This window comes from Tamlana crocina, assembly GCF_012037625.1.
In genome coordinates, this window is sequence record NZ_JAAVJS010000063.1 from 1 (window position 1) to 725 (window position 725).

Here is a 725-nt window from a genome sequence, read left to right on the forward strand (position 1 = left end):
TGGTTTTTCCGAAGAAAAATAAGCCAATAATAGAAATGAGCGAAAAGATGTAAAATATACTGGCAAAGCGTTCATAGAATTTGGCTTCCAGGGAGAGAAGGATAACAATAAGAAAAATGCTTAGAAAAATGAATAGCATCTGCTTTCCATAGATCTGGTCCAGATCAAAGAAAGAGGTTGCAGTATCATTCAGAGATGCCGAATATATATTGATATACCCAATAAATACCAGTAAGAAATAAATTGCAATAGTAAGCCAGTCGAACTGGGAAATAGTCTTAGGCATAGTTACTGGTTAATTCTAAATGGTTCGCCACTTAATGGCTTCGCATATTCTTCTTCAAGGCTATGGGTAAGGATCCAGTTCTCCATATCTTTCCTGGTGATCTCCCCTTTGATATACTTTTCAATCATTAATCCTGCGATACGGCCAGCATAACGACCACCCCAGTACCCATTTTCAACGAATACTGCAATAGCTATTTTTGGATCATCTACAGGGGCAAAAGCAATGAAAATGGAATGATCTGTAAGTTGTACCCGCTTCCCGTTGATCTTTGTAAAGTTTTCGGCTGTTCCGGTCTTTCCTGCAATTTCAATTCCGGGGATCTGCAAAGCAGATGCCGTACCTGCTCTGTAAACCTGATGCATACCTTCCACTACGGCCTCAAAATGAACAGGATCAATGGTAGTGTGTTTTTTTTCTGTAAACTCTTTCTCCTTTA

Annotated in this window: 2 protein-coding genes; both read right to left on the bottom strand. The window is 39.2% G+C overall.

Features of this window, described 5'->3' with window-relative positions:
• The coding region (locus tag HC176_RS15610) for an FtsW/RodA/SpoVE family cell cycle protein (RefSeq protein WP_167919908.1) at positions 1–286 on the bottom strand (286 nt) is incomplete at its 3' end.
• 2 nt (positions 287–288) lie between these two features.
• On the bottom strand, positions 289–725 hold a 437-nt coding region (locus tag HC176_RS15615; protein WP_280818690.1), incomplete at its 5' end, for a penicillin-binding transpeptidase domain-containing protein.